At 73.9% G+C, this 17,039-nt stretch carries 14 protein-coding genes; 3 read left to right on the top strand and 11 right to left on the bottom strand.

What is annotated here, in order from left to right:
• Nucleotides 1-68 precede the first annotated feature (68 nt).
• The 3 genes from ACFWAR_RS25655 to ACFWAR_RS25645 form a co-directional block, all read right to left on the bottom strand.
• Nucleotides 69-1,436, bottom strand: coding sequence for a cytochrome P450 (locus ACFWAR_RS25655; RefSeq protein ID WP_385781432.1), 1,368 nt, complete (start codon nucleotides 1,434-1,436; stop codon nucleotides 69-71).
• Between the two features lie 250 nt (nucleotides 1,437-1,686).
• A complete protein-coding gene (locus tag ACFWAR_RS25650; RefSeq protein WP_385781429.1) occupies nucleotides 1,687-2,589 on the bottom strand; it encodes a hypothetical protein in 903 nt (300 codons plus the stop codon).
• A 149-nt stretch (nucleotides 2,590-2,738) separates the two neighbouring features.
• Nucleotides 2,739-3,884, bottom strand: coding sequence for an epoxide hydrolase family protein (locus ACFWAR_RS25645; protein ID WP_385781425.1), 1,146 nt, complete (start codon nucleotides 3,882-3,884; stop codon nucleotides 2,739-2,741).
• 63 nt (nucleotides 3,885-3,947) lie between these two features.
• On the opposite strand from ACFWAR_RS25645, the gene ACFWAR_RS25640 reads away from it, so the two are divergent.
• The 3 genes from ACFWAR_RS25640 (at nucleotide 3,948) to ACFWAR_RS25630 (ending at nucleotide 8,377) form a co-directional block, all read left to right on the top strand.
• Complete coding sequence (locus ACFWAR_RS25640; protein ID WP_385781422.1) at nucleotides 3,948-4,916, top strand: helix-turn-helix transcriptional regulator; 969 nt, start codon at nucleotides 3,948-3,950, stop codon at nucleotides 4,914-4,916.
• 101 nt (nucleotides 4,917-5,017) lie between these two features.
• Nucleotides 5,018-5,338 carry a hypothetical protein gene (locus ACFWAR_RS25635; RefSeq protein ID WP_385781420.1) on the top strand — a complete coding sequence of 107 codons (321 nt, stop codon included), beginning with the start codon at nucleotides 5,018-5,020 and terminating at the stop codon, nucleotides 5,336-5,338.
• 123 nt (nucleotides 5,339-5,461) lie between these two features.
• The gene (locus ACFWAR_RS25630; protein WP_385781418.1) at nucleotides 5,462-8,377 is read left to right on the top strand and encodes a DUF4157 domain-containing protein; all 2,916 of its coding nucleotides are present in this window, start codon (nucleotides 5,462-5,464) and stop codon (nucleotides 8,375-8,377) included.
• A 51-nt stretch (nucleotides 8,378-8,428) separates the two neighbouring features.
• Here ACFWAR_RS25630 and ACFWAR_RS25625 read toward each other — a convergent pair whose 3' ends face one another.
• From ACFWAR_RS25625 to ACFWAR_RS25590, 8 genes are read right to left on the bottom strand one after another with little or no spacing between them, the layout of a single operon-like run.
• Nucleotides 8,429-9,763: an NADase-type glycan-binding domain-containing protein gene (locus ACFWAR_RS25625; protein ID WP_385781416.1), complete on the bottom strand. Its 1,335-nt coding sequence runs from the start codon at nucleotides 9,761-9,763 to the stop codon at nucleotides 8,429-8,431.
• Nucleotides 9,760-10,332, bottom strand: coding sequence for a phage tail protein (locus ACFWAR_RS25620; RefSeq protein ID WP_385781413.1), 573 nt, complete (start codon nucleotides 10,330-10,332; stop codon nucleotides 9,760-9,762). The genes ACFWAR_RS25625 and ACFWAR_RS25620 overlap by 4 nt, the downstream gene beginning before the upstream one ends.
• Nucleotides 10,329-12,287, bottom strand: a complete 1,959-nt coding sequence (locus ACFWAR_RS25615) for a putative baseplate assembly protein (protein ID WP_385781410.1) — start codon at nucleotides 12,285-12,287, stop codon at nucleotides 10,329-10,331. Before ACFWAR_RS25615 ends, ACFWAR_RS25620 begins: the two co-directional genes overlap by 4 nt.
• Nucleotides 12,287-12,727 carry a GPW/gp25 family protein gene (locus tag ACFWAR_RS25610; RefSeq protein WP_385781407.1) on the bottom strand — a complete coding sequence of 147 codons (441 nt, stop codon included), beginning with the start codon at nucleotides 12,725-12,727 and terminating at the stop codon, nucleotides 12,287-12,289. The genes ACFWAR_RS25615 and ACFWAR_RS25610 overlap by 1 nt, the downstream gene beginning before the upstream one ends.
• 22 nt (nucleotides 12,728-12,749) lie before the next feature.
• Complete coding sequence (locus ACFWAR_RS25605; protein ID WP_385781405.1) at nucleotides 12,750-14,660, bottom strand: VgrG-related protein; 1,911 nt, start codon at nucleotides 14,658-14,660, stop codon at nucleotides 12,750-12,752.
• Nucleotides 14,660-15,382: a LysM peptidoglycan-binding domain-containing protein gene (locus tag ACFWAR_RS25600; RefSeq protein ID WP_385781402.1), complete on the bottom strand. Its 723-nt coding sequence runs from the start codon at nucleotides 15,380-15,382 to the stop codon at nucleotides 14,660-14,662. The genes ACFWAR_RS25605 and ACFWAR_RS25600 overlap by 1 nt, the downstream gene beginning before the upstream one ends.
• Nucleotides 15,383-15,412: 30 nt before the next feature.
• A complete protein-coding gene (locus ACFWAR_RS25595; RefSeq protein ID WP_385781399.1) occupies nucleotides 15,413-15,835 on the bottom strand; it encodes a phage tail protein in 423 nt (140 codons plus the stop codon).
• A gap of 40 nt (nucleotides 15,836-15,875) precedes the next feature.
• The gene (locus ACFWAR_RS25590; RefSeq protein ID WP_385781396.1) at nucleotides 15,876-16,304 is read right to left on the bottom strand and encodes a hypothetical protein; all 429 of its coding nucleotides are present in this window, start codon (nucleotides 16,302-16,304) and stop codon (nucleotides 15,876-15,878) included.
• Nucleotides 16,305-17,039 lie beyond the last annotated feature (735 nt).

Below are 17,039 nucleotides of genomic sequence, written 5' to 3'. Positions count from 1 at the left end.
CTCCACGACCAGGATGTGGTCGTGGAGGCCGACGTCGTTCCCGCCCGGTGGTTCACCGGGCGGGTCGTTCACCCACGGGGAGCGAGCTTCACCCGGACCGGGCCCTCGGCCCGCAGCGTCACCCCGGTCGACATCGGAATGTCGGTGTCGACCGCGGTGAACTCGAACTTCTGCAGCAGCGCGCCCAGGGTCAGGACCGCGTTCAGCATCGCCAGGTGCTGGCCCACGCAGGCCCGCGGACCGCCGCCGAAGGGGAACCACGTGTACCGCCCGCGCTCCGCCTCCTTCTCCGGCAGGAACCGCTCCGGGTCGAAGAGGTCGGGGTCCTCCCAGATGTCGGGACGCCGCTGGATCACGCCCGGGCTGACCAGCACGTCGGAGCCCGCCGGGATGACGTACTCGCCGATCTCCACGTCCACGTTGGGGGAGCGGCCGAAGGAGGGCGCCGCCGGGTACAGGCGCAGCGTCTCCTTGATCACCTGGTTCAGGTACGGCAGCTGGGCCATGTCCCCGGCACCCGGGATCCGACCCTCCAGCACCGCGTCGACCTCCGCGTGCGCACGGGCCTGCGCCTCGGGGTTCAGCGCCAGCATGTGCATGGCGAAGGAGAGCGAGGTCGCCGTGCTCTCGTGGCCCGTCACCAGGAACACCAGCACCTGCTCGCGGATCTCCTGGGCGCTGAGCGGCTCCCCGTTCTCGTCGCGCGCCCGCGCCAGCACGCTCAGCATGTCGTGCCGGTCCGACGCGCCCTCGGCCTCCGCGTCCTGGCGGGCCGCGATGATCTGGTCACACACGTCGTACAGTTCCTGGTGCGCTTTCGCCGCCTTCGTATTGCCCGGCGTCGGAACCTTTCGCGGAATGTTGACGGGGGAGAAGGCCCGCTTCACCGCGTACGCGTTGATGACGGGGAAATTGCGCTTGACGCTCCCGAGCGCCGTCTCCAGGTCGCTTCCGGTACCGAACAGCAGCCGGGCTATCACGCGCAGCGTGTAACGGGCCATCTCGTCGGCGGCGTCGACGGTCGCGTCCTCCACCGCGTCCCACCGCCGCGTCAGCTCCTGCGCCTCGGCCGCGATGTCGGTGCAGTAGCTGTCCACCTGGCGCTGGCTGAACAGCGGGTTCAGCAGCCGCCGCTGGCGCATGTGCTCCTCGTCCTGGCTGGTCAGCAGCCCGTTGCCGAAGGAGGCGCGCAGTTCGTCGTAGAACCGGCTGTCCTTGCGGAAGGTGGCCGCCGACTGCGCGAGCACCTGCTGCGCCCCGGCCGGGGAGAACACCCCGTAGAACTGCGCGCGCATTCCCGGCGGTCCGGCGACGAACCGCACCACGTCGCCGTGCTCCTGCTGGGCCTTGAGATAGGTCCCGAGAGCGTCCCGTTGAAGGTCGAGCATCGACCCGAAGAGCGGGTGTCCGGTCGCGGTGGGCGGTTGGATCGCCATGCTGAATTCTCCCCGTCGTAAACAATGGGTGGAGCCTTGACTGCCGCCCGGGCAAGCCTGGTCGGCGCTGCCGTGCAGCAAAGATCAGTTTTGGAAAAGATCGTTTTGACCTGGCTGGTATACACGGTCGAAGAGGGGAAGGGGGAGCGGTGCGGCGGGAGTTCGTCACCTGTGCTGGAGCTCGAGGACCTGTGCGAGCAGGGCCGGTTCCACGGCGGCGCGGAGGCACAGGCCGCGACCGGCCCGCGCATCAGGTGGTGCCGGCGGTGCCCGACCCGCGCCCGCGGCGCACGCGCAGGACCACGGCGGTGGCCGCGAGGGCGCCGACGACCGTCAGCATCTTCTCGGTGTCCACCCAGCCCGAGAAGTACAGGGTGACGAGGAGGGGCCCTGCCGCGAAGGCGAGTTCGGCGGTGCCGCGGATCCCGGCGAAGGCCCGGCGGCCCGCCAAGGCGAGCGCCGCCGCGAGCGGGACGCCCATCCGCCAGGGCAGCACGAAGAGGCTCCCGAACGGGTCGAGCAGGACCAGGGCGACCCCCAGCAGGGCGCACTGTGCCGTCAGGGTGAGCGCCGCCCCCGAGCTCCGCACCCGGCGGGCCGGGCGGAGGTCCGGCGGGCAGGCCAGCGGGAGGGCGGCGATCAGGACGGGCGCGAGCAGGAAGCCCACCAACTCCCACCGCAGGTCGGGCGGCATGCGCCAGGCCGGGTAGAGGAAGCTCGCGGAACTGGCCGCCGTGCCCGCGATCGTGCACAGCACCCCGGGCACGTAGCGTACGGCCAGCGCGAGCACGGCGCCGATCGCGGTGAGCAGGTAGGCGCCGTTCATCGGGGTCAGGAGCGGCCCCGCGCCACCGACCGTCCCCGCCGTGCGCAGGGCGTACCAGTCGCCGGCGTCGCCGAGGAGGTTGAAGACGGCGTAGGCGGCCGTCGTGGCCAGGGCGAAGGGGGCCGCACCGGCGAGGAGCCGGCCGCCCGGGAGGGCGGAGCCGATGCCGAGCCGCAGCCGCAGGGCGTGCGCGACGACGTCGGCGCTCTCGCGGAAGCGGGCGCGCGGGCCCGCCCCTTCGGTCGCCTCCCGGTAGGCCTCGGCCACCTCGTCGCCGAACGCGCGGCGGAAGCGCGCCGGGTACAGGTGTAGCAGTACGGGGTTCATGCGGCGCCTGCGACCTCCTCGGCCCCTGCGGTGCCCGGCCGGCCACGCAAGCATCAGATGAGGACATTAGCCGACATTTAACGTCAGGGGTCCTGGGCGGCTGGTTCGTGTCAGGCCGTTCCGGCCCCGCGGGTCCCGGCGGGTCCCGGTCAGTCGGTGAGCGTGCCGAAGAAGGCGCGCACGTCGGCGACGAAGGCCTCGGGCTGCTCCAGTGCGAGGAAGTTGCCGCCGCGCTCCAACTCGGTCCAGTGGGTGATGTTGTGGTCCCGCTCGGCGAAACGGCGGATGGCGACGTCGGTGTGGAGGGCGACGGCGACACCGGTCGGGACGGTGCCGCGCGGCTTCGGCGCCCACGCGCCCGCATCGTGGCCCGACTCGTAGTAGAGGTTCGCGGAGGAGCCGGCCGTGCCGCTGAACCAGTAGACGCTGACGTTCGCCAGCAGCCGGTCGCGCCCCACGGCGTCCTCGGGCAGCTCGGTGGCGGGGTCCGTCCACTCCTTGAACTTCTCCGCGATCCAGGCCAGTTGACCCACGGGGGAGTCGTGCAGGCCGTGGGCGAGGGTGTACGGGCGGGTGGACTGGATGGCGTTGAAGCCCATCTTGTCCTGCTGGAAGTCCTCCAGCCGGGCGAGGCGCTCCTGCTCGGACCCGGTGAGCCCCTCGCATTCGGCGGGGTCCCCGGAGGGGAAGGTGACCAGGCCGTTGACGTGGATGCCGACGATCCGATCGGGCGCCAGGCGGCCCATCTCGGCGGCGATCCAGGCACCGCCCCCGGTCCCCTGGACGCCGTACGAGCCGTAGCCGAGCCGGTCCATCAGCTCGACGAACGCGCTCGCGATGCGTCCGGTGTTCCACCCGGCCTCGCCGAACGGGCCGGAGAATCCGGTGCCGGGCGTCGAGGTCACGATCACGTGGAAGTCCTCCGCCAGCGGTCGGATCACCTCGACGAACTGCACGAACGAGCAGGGCCAGTCGTGCAGCAGGAGCAGCGGGACGGCGGCCGGGTTCTGCGAGCGGACGTGCAGGAAGTGCACGTTCTGGCCGTCGATCCCGGTGGTGAACTGGGGGAACCCGTTCAGCTCCGCCTCCGCCGCGCGCCAGTCGAAACCGTCGGCCCAGTAGGCGGCCAGCGCCTTGAGGTAGTCCGTGGGCACCCCCCGGCTCCAGCCGGTGCCGGGGATCCCGCCGCCCCAGCGGGTACGGGCCAGCCGGTCGCGCAGGTCGTCGAGCTCGTCCTGCGCGATGTCGATGCGGTAGGGGCGGATCCGGGCGTCGGTGCTGCTGCTGATCTCCATGAGTCACACAGTATTCTCGATATAGGCACGATCCGTTCCTAATAACACCACAGGCTGGGCCCCATGCTCGATACCTCCGCACGCTTGTTGCGCCTGCTCTCCCTGCTCCAGACCCAGCGCGCCTGGCCGGGATCCGAACTGGCCGAACGCCTGGGGGTCAGCGGCCGCACCGTCCGCAACGACATCGACCGACTGCGCGAACTCGGCTACCCCGTGGACGCCACGCGGGGATCCGCCGGTGGCTACCGGCTCGGCGCCGGGGCCGCGATGCCCCCGCTCCTCCTCGACGACGAGGAGGCCGTGGCGGTGACCATCGCCCTGCGCACCGCCGCCCAGGGCGCCGTCCCGGGCACCGAGGAGAACGCGCTGCGGGCGCTGGTCAAGCTGGAGCAGGTGCTGCCCCCGCGGCTGCGCCGACGGGTGCGCGCCCTCCAGGCGTACACCGTGGCCGTGCCCGCCGACCGCCCGGCGCCGGAGGTCTCCGCGGAGGTGCTGACCACCCTGGTCTCCGCCTGCCGCGACCGCGAACGCCTGCGCTTCGACTACCTGGACCACACCGGCTCCTCCACCCGCCGCACGGTGGAGCCGCACCGGGCGGTGAACTGGGGGCGGCGCTGGTACCTGGTCGCGTGGGACGTCGAGCGCGCGGACTGGCGCACCTTCAGGATCGACCGGATCAGGCCCCGCACCCCCACCGGACCGCGCTTCGCCCCGCGCGAACTCCCCGGCGGCGACGTCGCCTCGTACGTCTCGCGACGGGTGTCGAGCGCGGCCTGGCGCCACCACGCGCGCGTGCGCGTCCACGCACCGGCGACGGCGGTGATCGAGCGGATCAACCCCGCGGTCGGCACCGTCGAGGCCGTCGACGCCGACAGCTGCGTCCTGACCACCGGCGCCGACACGCTCGAGGGCCTCGCCGTCCACCTGGGCATGCTCGGCTTCGACTTCGACGTCACCGAGCCCGCCGACCTGGTCACCCACCTGCGTCGGCTCGCGACCCGCTACGCCCGCTCCACCCCGCCGACCGACTGAGCCGAGCCCGGGACGCGCCCGGACGCGCGCCCGGGCAACCCGCTCGGCCCGGGCGGCGTCTCACCCCGTGACGCACTGGTGCGACCGACCCGGGAGGGCACGTGGCGAAGAAGGACCGCACGCCGGAGGCGGCGGCCGAGCGGGACCGCGAGAAGTGGATGGCGCGGTTCCAGGTGCGGCTGGCCGTGCAACCGGGCGTGGACCGGGCGGTCGTGCTCCAGGGGGTCAAGGAGGTCACGACCCACTGCGCGGACACGGGGGAGGACCCCCGCACCGCCTTCGGCGACCCGGACGCCCACGCCGTGCGGGTCGCCACCCGGCTGGTGCCGGCGGACCGGGCGGAGCGCGCGAGGCGGCACGACGCGGCGGTGGACAGGATCGGTTCCGCGCTGAAGAGGGCGAGGGACGCCACCGGTCTGTGACCGATCCCGGCGTCCGCGCCCGGTCTGCCCCCAGGACTGCCCCGGCGGCCATGTCGCCTTCGGCGGCGCCCGGATACAACAGCGGGACGAAGACGGGGACGGCACCGGAGGGGCGGGTCACACGTGGTCGCGCACGAAGAACGAGCCGAGGCGAAGGCCAAGGACCCGGGCGCCCCATCGCGCCGGGTCCGCGGCGTCGCGGGGCGCGGCACCGGGGAACAGGCGCGGCTGCTCGACCTGCAGGCACTGGTGGGCAACCACGTGGTCGCCCGCCTCGTCGCGCAGCGGCGGCACGAGCACGGACCCGCCTGCGGGCACGGCGAGGAGGAGGACACCGGCCCCGCCGGACAGCGCGATCTGCTCCGCAGGGCCCTGAGCGAGTCGCCGGGGCGCCCGCTGCCGCCGACGCTGGAGAAGGAGGCGAGCGCCTTCTACGGCAGGGACATGTCCCCCACCCGCCTCCACGACGGCCCGGTGGCCCAGCGGGCCACCGCGGCGATGGGCGCGCAGGCGATGACGGTCGGCCACCACGTGTTCCTGCCCCCGCAAGCGGCCGGGAACAAGCACGTCGTCGGTCACGAGCTGAGCCACGTGAAGGAGAACCTGCACGGTGTGCGGGAGACCGGCACCGACAACGGCGCCGGGGTCACGGTCACCGATCCCGGCCAGGGGTCCGAGCGGTCCGCGGACACCGACGGCGCCGCCTTCGCCGCGGGGAGGAGCACCGCCCCCTCGGTGGCGCGGCGGGCGGGCGCGGCCGGTCCCGAGGGGACCGGCGAGGGCGGCCCGGGCGCGGTCCAGCGCTCGCCCCTGGACGCCACGGGGACGGCCCACGGGAGCGGGTGCCACGGCGGGCACCACGTGCAGCGGATGCCCCAGCAGGACAAGGGCAAGGGGCGGGCGACCGCGGCCGCACCCGGACGGCGCACGTGGGAGGAGAGCGTCGCGCGGATCAGCGATCTCGCCCGGCAGTGCACGTGCGCGCAGCCGTACGGGTCCCGCGCCGGACGCACCCCCGCCCAGGCCGTCCTCCACTACGCGCGCTCGTACAAGAAGCAGCCGGACGAACAGAGCCTGCGCCACCTCAGCCGCGTCCTCTTCCAGGAGCTCCAGGCCGGGGGACAGGAGGAGGACGAAGCGCACGCACCGCGGGCGGCGGAGGCCAAGGAGAAGGAACTCCAGTCGATGCTGGCCAACGGCCACCTGTTCTTCGCCACGAACCTCAACGCGTCCGTCGCGCGGCTGCACGAGGAGCTGCTGGAGTCGAGCCCCATGGTGGAGGGCCGGCCTCCGCGGGAGGACGCCCACGGCGACAGCCTGCGCCGACTCCTGCTCACCGGGGACGGCCGCGCCGGGTCGGAGGGCGAGGAGGACCCGGAACCCGTCCCCGGGTCGGCCAAACGCCCGGCCGCGGACCGCCGCTCCGGTCAGAAGCGCCGCAGGACGGTCGAGACGCCGGGCGAGGGCGCCGACGCCCGCCCCTCCGGCCGCGCCACCACGCGCGACGAGGAGGCGCGGCGCGACGAGCAGGCCAGGAGGAAGATCGGCGAGGGCTTTACGCCGCGGCCGATGCCGCAGGTGCCGTCCCACGGGGCGATGGACGCGAACGGCCCGGGCGGCCCGGACGGGACGGCGGGCGGTGCGGCGTACAAGCGGGACAACCGGACGTTGCAGGCCCTGCGCGAGACGTCCTACGTCCGCATGGTCGACGTCTCCCGGAGCAGGACGAAGGACGAGGACTACCGCGCCTACCTCGCCAAACTGATGGCCCCCGACGGCGAGTACGCCAACTACGCCTACCTCCTTCACGACGGCACGAACAAGGACGACGTGCACGCCGAGCAGAAGCACCTGAGCCTGCTCGCCCACTCCGGGCTCGACCGGGAGGCCCCGCCGCAGGGCCCCGTCCTGATCCGGGGCCGCAAGCGGCCCTGCCAGGGCTGCCTGAGGCTCTTGACCTACGTCCACGACGAGTTGGGGATCGACCTGCGCTTCAATCCGAACGGGAACAACTACTACGAAGGCCCCGTCAGGACCGCGGTGAGGAACTTCCGGACCGACGACCCCGTGCGGGCCCAGCGGCTCGAGGACCACCTCGCCGCGGGGCTCGGCGCCATCGAGCACAGCCACGTCTCGGCGCCGAGGAACGCCCGGCACGCGCCCGCCGGACCCGGGGTCGGCGAGGTGGAACCGGACGGCAGGGGCGGCTTCCAACAGAGCTACGAACTGCGGAAGGTCATGCAGGAGGGGACGGACGACATCGCGTACGTCGAACACCCGAGCAGCGGCGTGATGCAGACCGTGGACTCGCCCTCCACCAGCGAGGCGTCCGGGGACTCGGACGACGAACTGGCCTCGCGGACCCGACGGATGCGCCTGGCCGACTCGGCCGTCGCGCTCGACCTGACGGCCCGGCCCCGGGGCGCTCCACAGCCCGTACTCACCGCCGAGGAGAGGAGGGAGCGGGTGGACGCGGAGTTCGAACGGGTCATCGCTCCGCAGCTCTTGGCGAAGATGTCGCCCGAGCTGAGGAGCGAACGGGAGAACCACGTCACCACGCAAATCTACAAACAGAGCTTCCCGCAGCCGCTGCTCCAGACGATCAAAGACCTGACGGACGGGGACGACGCGCCGACGACGAAGGCCGCCGTCGCGAGGTGGTTCGACATCACGGCGTCGGCGCTGGTGCAGTCGCACCTGGACAAGCTGGGCCGGGTCGAGGAGCCCAAGCAGGCCAGGCGCGCCGACGCCCAGGACGCGCGCGCCATCGAGCGGGAGATGGCGCGGCTCGACCCCGACTTCCACGCCCAATGGCAGGCCGTCCCGCCGCAGGGGAGGACGGCGGCGAAGTTCAGCGCGGACTTCGCCCACTACCTGTGGTCGATCATGTACGAACGCCCGACCGGCCGGGTGTCCTACACCTGGCTGGCCGACTTCCTCAAGGTGCAGCGCAGCACGATGAACAACCGGGCCGGGAAGATGCGCAAGGACTGGGGCGACCCCCGCAAGGACCATCAGGAGGGCGGCCCCTCCCGCTGACGCCCGCGCCGAGGCGTCGGCGCGGGCATCAGCGGGACCCTCGACGGGACGTCAGCGGTTGGCGTTCGACGGGCCGAAGAACTCGATCTCCGCGAGGGCGGCCTGCTTGTCGCCGGAGGCGGCGTAGGACGACTCGATGGTGAAGCGGACCTTGGTGGCCTCGCCGACGCGGAACGCGCGCCGCTGGCCGCCCGCCCCCTGGTCCAGGGTCAGTCGGCGCGTGGTGACCTTGCCGTCCTTCCCGGTGACGGTCGCCGTGACGCGGTGCGGCAGGGCGGAGCCGCCGATCTTGTCGGCCCGCCCGGAGACGCCCGGGGTGATGATCACGTCGAGCAGCCGGGTCGGCTCGCCGAAGGTCGCCTCGACCCATTCGCCCTGCCCGGACTGCGAGACGCCGGGCCCCCACCAGGTGTTGCTGCGCTTGTCGAAGGCCAGCTCCGGCGGGTGGTCGGGGTACGAGCGGGAGGCCGTGACCCGGTCCGGGGCCACCGGGGCACGCTTGGCGAAGTGGTCCCTGGCGGCGTCGATGCCGTCGCGCAGGTGGGCGAAGCCCAGCACGGCCAGGGCGACGACGGCGGCGAGGACGATCCAGGTGCCGAAGCGGCCGAGGACGCGGCGCAGCCGGGGCCGTTCGCCCGCCCAGGGGACCGCGCGGCCCCGTCCACCGAAGAGCCGCCGCCACCAGGGCGCCCGTACGGCCGCGGCGGCCCCGCCCGGGTCGGCCAGGGGCATCGCGCACCGCAGGCAGTAGTGGCGCTCGGGAGGGTTGGGCGTGGCGCACCACCGGCACGGCGGGCCGCCCGCGGCGCCGGGCTGCGGCCCCGGGGCCCGAACGGCGGGCCGGTCCGCTTCCGGTCGGCCGGGGAGCACGGGCGCGGCGGCCGCCGCAGGGGGGCGGGGACCCTCGGGGTCCGCCACGGGCACGAGCAGGGAGCGCGCCCGCTCGGACAGGGCGTCGCCGAGCGCCTGCGGGGCCGGGGCGGTCGGCACGGGCCGGGTGGGCGCGGACTCCTGCGGCCCCGGCGGAGCGGGCCGTTCCGGAGCGGGCCCGGTGGGCCCGGGGTCCGCCGCCGCGTCCGGCCGCGCCATCTCCCCGGAGGGGTTGCCTCCCGCGACGGGCCGGGCTCGCCCGGGCGCGCCCGCCGCCCCCGCGCCGCGCTGCGCCCCGCCGGGCCCCGGCCGCGCCGCGTCGGCCGAACTCCGCTCCCGCGCCGGGCCCTGCGGGGGCGACGGCCGCTCGATCGGCTCCTGCCGGTGCGGGTCCGGGGCCGGTCCCCGCGCGGCGACGGCGCCCTGGTTCCAACCGAGCACGGCGCCGCACGCGTCGCAGAAGGACTGGCCCGGTTCCGCGCGCGTTCCGCACTCGGCGCAGTTCTGCGTGGTCATGTCTCCAAGTTCCTCTCCACGGCGGTCACCTCGACCGCGTAGGGCATGTGGGCGGGCCGGGCGGCGGCGACGAGCGAGTCCAGGCGGTGCACGTCGGCCGGAGTCGGGTCGGGCAACCGCAGCCTGACGTGCAGTCGCGGGCGCGGGGCGCCGGGGAAGGCGCCGAGGGGACGGGCGTCCCACTCGGCCCCGCCGCTCTCGGTGATCTCGGGCTCCGCGCCGAACGCCAGCCGGACCGCTTCGGCGAGGCCGCGGCGGGTGCCGCGGATCCGGTGCAGCGCGACGGCGGCCGCGACGGCGGCCCGCAGGCGCGGCTCGGGCTCGCCGCCGTCGGTCTCGGCGCCCACCCAGGTGCCGAGCCACCGGGCGAAGTCGGCCGGGGTCAGCGCCGGATCGAAGTAGCTGTCCAGGCAGTCCAGCACGTTCAGGACGGGCGCCAGCACCTCGTCGAGCCCGGCCACGAACCGCTGGGCCAGGTCGTCGTCGGCGAAGACGGCCGGGAGCATCGCGGCCAGGGGCAGCGAGGAGCCGAGGCCGTCGACGGACCCCCGGTAGGCGGCCGCCGTCATCCGCCGTCCCCGATCACCCGGACGCGGTGGTCGAAGGAGAAGACCAGCGAGGGCCGCTCCAGGTCGATGCGGTCGGTCGGATCGCCGCGCTTGCCGGTGAGCGGGTCGGCGGGGTGCAGGACGACCTCGTCGACGAGCTCCACCCCCGGGACCCGCTGCAGGACCGCGAAGACCTCGCCGGTCTGGACCGGCCGCCCGAAGGGCCAGCCCCGCCCGTCCGCGCCACCGGTCAGCGGATCGAGGTGGCGGTAGAGCGCGTCGTGCGCCCGGCGGCGCACCCGGTCCGTGTCCACCCCGCGGAAGGCGTGCACCGTGGCGACGACGGTGACGCCCTGGTAGTACGGCGGTCCGACGGCCAGCCGGGTGCCGATGAGCCGGCGTTCGTCCAGGTGGCGCGTGATCCGGTCGAGCAGCGCGTCGCCCGGCACGAGCTGCTCGAAACGCAACCGCCCGCCCGGATCGGGAACGGCCTGCGGGACGACGAGGACGCGCACCGCGTAGGCGCCGTGCCGCCCCTCCTCCCCTTCCAGACAGGTGATGCGGGCGGTTTCGGGCGCGGCCCGGCGGGCCAGCTCCTCGTAGTCGCGCAGGGTCACGGCGCGGTCCTGGGCGCGGAGCGTGATCGGCGCCCGCAGCTTGGCCTCCTCGACCGTTTCGCCGTCGACGCCACCGCGCGCCGCCTCGCGGTTGACGACCTCGGCGACGTACGGGACGGAGGTGCGCAGGACCTGTACGGCGCCGCGCGCCACGTTGCCGCCGCGGCCGCCCCCGGTCCGGTAGCGGTGGGCACGGACGACGGCGCCCTTGGGGGCGACGGCCCCGTACTGGCGCAGGGTCCCGTCCGGTTCGCGGACGGCCGGGCCGAAGGCGATCTCGCCGGTGGCGGCGTCCAGGGTGACGTGCCGGTCGCCGGGCCGGGAGGCGGCGAAGTGCGCGACCACCTGCCAGTCCCGCCAGCCGTCGTCCCCGGCGGTCTGCAGCAGCAGCGGCGGGTCGTCGGCCACCACCGGTGCGCGGGAGAGCCGCAGCCGCTGGCCGGGCAGTCCGGCCGCCTCGCCGAGCGCCTCGTCGTGGACGGCTTCGGCGTGCACGGCCCGGGTGGTGCCGCCGATGGTGAAGGCCTCCACGGAGCGGATGCTCGGCGAGGAGGTGTAGAAGGGCTGGCCCGCCAGCGCGGCGGTGGCCCGGCAGCGGATCCAACCGGCCTCGTGCCCGCCGCTGCGCGACAGCACGTGCCCGCCGGGCAGGTGCAGGACGACGTCGCCGGGCCGGTTGAGACCGCCGGTGCCGTCCCGGTCCACCTCGCACTCCTGCCAGCCGTCCTCCGTCCAGGCCTCCCACAGCAGTGGCGGCTGGCGGGGATCCACGCCGACGCCGTCGACGCGGCTGTCGAGCTCCAGCGCGAGCGCGCAGTGCGGAGCGGCCGCGGTCAGACCGATGAGCATGCAGTCGCCCGGCACCGGGGTCTCGGCGAAGCACCGCACGTCCTTGCCCTCCAGCAGGTCCGTGGTGCGGTCCACGACGGGTTGGCCCCGGTGTTGCACCACCACGTGCGACAGCGCGCACGGGACGACCGCGAGGTCGTGCTCGGTGGCGAAGACGACGGCCTCCTCCCGCTCGGTGCGCAGCGTGGCGACCTCCGCACCGGCCGGGACCAGGACCACGTCCTCCTGCGGCGCGGACAGCCAGAAGGTGACGTCCGTACGCGCCGCGGACGGCGGGAACAGGGTGATGCCGACCAGGTCCAGGAAGGCGAGGTGGTTCTTCTCCGGGACGCGGTTGAGCCGGTAGACGATCTGGTCCGCCATGTGCGCGACCGTCTCCACCAGCGTGATGCCGGGGTCGGAGACGTTGTGGTCGGTCCACTCCGGAGCACGCTGCTGGATGTAGCGCTTGGCGTCGTCGACGAACTGCTGGAAGCGCCGGTCGTCGAGGTTGGGGGAGGGCAGGGACATCAGAGGTCGCTTTCCGAGGTGCCCGCGGCGTCCGGCGCGTCGGGCTCGTCGTGGGAAGGGATGACATAGAAGGGGAAGACGAGGCTGCGCGGGTTGTTGGTCCCGCGGATCGAGTACCGGACGTCGATGAACAGGACGCTCCGGTCGTCACCGGCCGAGACCTCCACCTCGTGGACCTCGATCCGGGGCTCCCAGCGGTCCAGGCTCACGTGCACCTCGTGCTGGATGCGGCCCGCGGTCTGCTCGTTGACCGGGGCGAAGACGAGGTCGTGGATGGCGCACCCGAACTCCGGGCGCATCGGCCGCTCGCCCGGGGCGGTGGCCAGCACGAGCCGGATGGCCTCCTCGACCTCGCGCTCGCCACTGACCAGCGTGATGCCCCCGGTGGGTCCGATGCGCATCGGGAACGCCCAGCCGGAGCCGATGAACTGTTCGGCCATCAGGAGGCCACCTGCCTTCCGGTCATCCGAAGGGGTACTTGATCTGGTTGACGTAGACGACTCCCATGAGGTCGACCTTCAGGGCGCGGATGCCGACGTTGGCGATGGTGGTGACCTGGACCGTGCCGCCGGAGGTGATCATGGTGGAGCCGATGGACTTGAGGCTGAGCAGCCCCATCGCGTCGACGTTGACGGCGCCGGCGGACTTGACGGTGACGATGCCGCTGCCCTGGATGTCCAGCGGGCCGCCGCTCTTGAGGGTGAGCCGGCGCCGGGCACTGAGCGTCAGGTCCGTCCCGGCCTCGACGGACACCGCGCGACCGCCCTTGATGGTCACCGCCCCCGCGCTGTCGACGGTGATCTCCGTCTCGGTTCGGTCGAGGTTGATGGTCAGCCGGTCGTCACCGGTGGCGATGCGGACGCCCTGCCGGCGCCGCCCCGTCCGTTGGCTGAGCAGGTCGACGCGGTTGGCCTGCCGGTCGGACAGGGTGTGCCGGGCGGCCTTGCGCTTGAGACCGTCGTGCAGGGGCACGTCGTCGACCCGGGTCGGCAGGTCCCGGCCGTTGTAGAGACCGCCGATCACGAACGGATGGTCCAGCGCGCCCCGGTCGAAGGCGACCAGCACCTCGTCACCGACGTCCATGGGGAAGATCCCGCCGCCGCCCACGCCCCCGAGCTGCACGCCGCGGGCCCAGTCGCTCACGTACGTGTCGTCCAGCCACGGGAACTGCAGCTTGACCCGCCCCCGCTTCAGCGGGTCCTGCACGTCGGTGACGATCGCGTTGGCCACGCCCGGCAGCCGGGAGGCGCTCGTCGCGTCCGCGGCGCCCCCGCCCGAGGTCAGTCCGTACAAGGAGCGCCACTGGCGCCCGCTCACGGTGATCCACGACTCGTAGTGCTTGCCGTCGCCGAAGACGTGCCGCACGGAGGTGACGGTGTACTTGCCCTCGAAGGGCCGGCCCACGTCGCCGAGGGCCACGGGCACCCCCGGCCGCAGCCGGGGATCGCCGTGCACCGAGACCTCCAACTCGGCGAAGGACGAGGTGACGTCGGAGGCCAGCGCCTCGGCGGCGCCCCGGACCTGGTCCTGCCGGTCGTACGGCGTGGCGGTCTCGACGAGCCGGGCCGACGCGAACTTCCCGGCCGCCTGCCCCGGGGTGAGCCCGATCGAGATGCCCGGATCGGTGGTGACCGGGGCCGTCTCGACGATCTTCTTCTTGGTGGTGACGTTCCAGCCGCGCGACTCGACCTCGGCGACCTGGTCGGCGGCGGTGACCGCCGCCCGCAGCCGGAGGATGTCGTGGCCGGCCCGCAGCACGAAGGGGCTCGTGTCGGCGCCGGAGCGCGGGGACGGCGCACCGGCCGACGGCATCGGCGTCACGAACCGGAACCGGCCCTTGGAGTCCAGGGACATCACCATGTCGTTCTCGTCGGCGAGCCGGGAGAGGAAGTCCCAGTCGGTGACGTTGGACTGGCTGATGAAGGAGTAGGTGCCCCGCGTCGACTGGATCCGGCCGATGGGCACCCCGTCCAGGGCGGCGAGCTTGCGGGCGATGTCGGACGCCTTCTGGTTGCGGTAGGCGGCGACGCGGCGTCGACGCATCATCCGGTGCCCGAGGTCGTAACCGCGGATCACGGTGAAGCTGCCGGTGCCGTCGTAGTCGGCCTCCAACGCGGTGACCTCGCCGGTCAACAGGGGGTTGCCGCCCCCCTGGCCGTCGGCGATCGGGGTGAGCACCACCTTCGTGCCGAAGGTGACGTTCAGCTTGCCGAGGACCAGACGGTACGGATCGCGGAAGGTCAGCCGGAAGGCGGCCGGCACGCCGACGCCCTGGTCGACCCAGCCCTCGACGAGCAGCGGGGCGATGTCGTCCGGGAGCTTCGCGGCGCCGATCCGCACCTGCATGATGCTGGAGAAAGCGGGCTGCACCATCAGCGGGAGACCTCCTCGGGCGCGGGAAGCACCAGTTGGGTGCCCGGCGCCAGCCGGGACGGGTCGTCGATGCCGTTGACGTCGGCGATCACCCGCCAGACGGTGGCCGTGCCGTACTCCCGCCACGCCAGGGACTGCAGCGAATCCCCGGCCACGACCCGGTGCACGCGCTGGGCGCTGAGCGCACCGGACGTCGGGTTCTGGCCCTTGGTCTTCCCCGGGATCTCCACCAGGTGGACCTGGCAGGTGGCCCGGATGGGCACCCCCGTGGTGCCGAAGAGGCTGTACGAGGCCTCGACGGAGCTCACGTACGCCACGAACCGGGCCGTGGAGAACGACCCCCACTCGAACACGACCCACGGTGGCGACGGCTGCTTGCCGGCGATGCTCTTCGCCGTCACCTCGCAGCAGCCCAGCAGGGACTCCACCTTCCGCAGCACCGTGTTGCCGGTCGGCGCGGTCGAGGAGTCCAAAAAGATCTCCAGGGTCATCTCGCGCGGCTCCGCGCCCATGAACTCCGGCTTGGAGCCGTCGCGCACGGCCATCGTCGGCGTCGCCTTCCACTGCGCGCGCTGACTCAGCGACAGCTGCGCCGGATTGAACTCGAAGCCGAAGTTCCGCATCAGCGCGCCGGGCGTCGTGCTCGTCCCGACCGGGGGTTCGTGGATCGCCAACGACGCGCGCACCAGGCTCTTGCCGGCGCTCCTGCTGTTCCTGGCCATGGTGTGCCTCCTTCGCGTTCCGTCGCGCCGTCAGTCCGTGAACCCGTGGTGGGCGATCTCCAGGACCTCCGTGGCCACGGCGGCGCTCGCGGGGTCGAGGGTCGGGCCCTGCCAGCGCACCGGCAGCACGTCGATGAGTCCCCAGCGGGCCACCAACGACCCGTCGGCCCGCAGCGCCGCGATCTGTGCGGTGGGCCGCTTGATGCCGGTCTGGACGGACGAGATCCACTTGGCGACCTTCGCGGTGTCCGGGGTCAGCGGCCGGGTGAGCCGGATCGTCGAGAAGGTGACCCGGGTGGGCAGCTGCCACACGAAGCCGTTGTTGCCGCCCTCCTGCCGGTGCTCGACCTCGACCTGCGACGACAGGCCTTCGCACCCGTTGAAGTAGCCGAGGCTCTCGCCGTCGATGGTGAGGGTGAACCAGATGGTGGACCCGGGGTCCTGGCGGGACATCGGAGGTGGGCCTTCCTGTCGTTCTGGAGGTGTCGGTCCGTCAGGCGCGCGGATCGCGGAGCCTGCCGATGCGTTCCCGGTCCATGCGCAGTTCGGTACGGACGAGGCGGGTGACGCGGTCGATGATCCGGTGGACCAGTTCGTCGAGCTGGAACTCGGTCAGCTCGCGCGGATCGAAGGCGCCCGCCGGTACCGCGGCGTACGCGGGCGGCGGGTCCCCCTGGGAGAGCGCCGCCCCGGCGGGCGGGTGCCCGCCGGACGCGAGCGGTTCGTACGGCGGCGGGGGCTCGTAGGGAGGCGGGGGTTCCTGCGGCGGCGGTCGCTGCGGGGACGGCCGGATGTGCCCCAGCGTCGAGGCGACCGCGGCCGACGCGGCGGCCGCGAGCGCCCCGACGGACCGGCCGGAACCGGTGCCGAAGGGGAGGCGCTGGACCGGGTGCCCCCCGGACGGGCCCGTCAGCGGCGCCACGGGAAGCGGTCCGCTCGCCGCGGGACCGGAGGCCCGCCGCAGCGGCACCCCGCGCCCGGAGAGGGCGCCGGGTGCGACGACCGGCGGAGCCCAGGCCCGCTGGACCGGCGGGGGAGCGGCAGCGCCGACGCCGATCGGAACCGTACGGGCGGACGCGCCCGGCGCGGACCGGCGCCGGGCCTCGGACGCACCACCGGATTCCGGATCCCGCGCCGGAGGAGCGAAGGGCGCGCCGAGCCCCGTGCGTACGGGCCCCCCGGGGCCGGGTTCAGGAGCAACGGCCCCCGGCCGGGAGCCCGGATGCCCGGACGCCGACGGGGCCGGTGGCCCGGAGCCACGGCGCACGGGGGAGACGGGCCGCCCCACGGCCCCCGCCGCGGGGTCCGGACGCGCGGCACGCGTGGCCGAGGACGGGGCCGGTGTCGGCGGGGTCGGGGCTGTGGCGCGCTGGACGGGCGGGGTGGCGGTTCCGGTGGGCGTGCCGGGGCCAGCGGTCGGGACGCGGGGCTCGGTGGGGCGGTTGGCGCGCGGGGGCGAGGTCCGCTGGACCGGCGTCGTGCCGGAAGCGGTTGTCCGCGGGGGAGCGGTGTGCGCCGTGTGCCCGGTGACCGGGACGCCGCGTTCGGTGGGGCGGTCGGTGCGCGGGGGTGCGGGTGCGGTGGGCGTGGCGGGGGTAGCGGTCGGGACGCGGGGCTCGGTGGGCCGGTTGGCGCGCGGGGGTGCGGGCGGGGCCGG

It is taken from the genome of Streptomyces sp. NPDC059917, assembly GCF_042730635.1.
Lineage (GTDB): Bacteria > Actinomycetota > Actinomycetes > Streptomycetales > Streptomycetaceae > Streptomyces.
The sequence above is the reverse complement of the archived record's forward strand: the minus strand, read 5'-3'. Positions and strand labels throughout refer to the sequence as shown.